Source organism: Bartonella queenslandensis AUST/NH15 (assembly GCF_000312585.1).
Taxonomy (GTDB): Bacteria; Pseudomonadota; Alphaproteobacteria; order Rhizobiales; family Rhizobiaceae; genus Bartonella; species Bartonella queenslandensis_A.
The window spans coordinates 1-216 of sequence record NZ_HE998046.1; the positions used below are offsets into that span (position 1 = coordinate 1).

Here is a 216-nt window from a genome sequence, read left to right on the forward strand (position 1 = left end):
CTTGTTTTACCTTGATCCGCCTTATTGGGGTGCTGAGGATTACTATGGAAAGGATTTGTTTAAGCGAGAGGATTATCAGAGGATGTCCGCACTGCTTGCACAATTAAAGGGAAAGTTTCTTCTGTCTCTCAATGATGTGCCCGAGATCCGTAAAAGCTTTAGCCCATTTAAGATAAAAGAGGTCACCACATCTTATACATGCTCTTCAAATAATCC

The 216-nt window shown here is 41.2% G+C and carries 1 protein-coding gene; it reads left to right on the forward strand.

Features of this window, described 5'->3' with window-relative positions:
• The coding region (locus tag BN338_RS09265) for a DNA adenine methylase (RefSeq protein WP_039761411.1) at positions 1 to 216 on the forward strand (216 nt) is incomplete at both ends.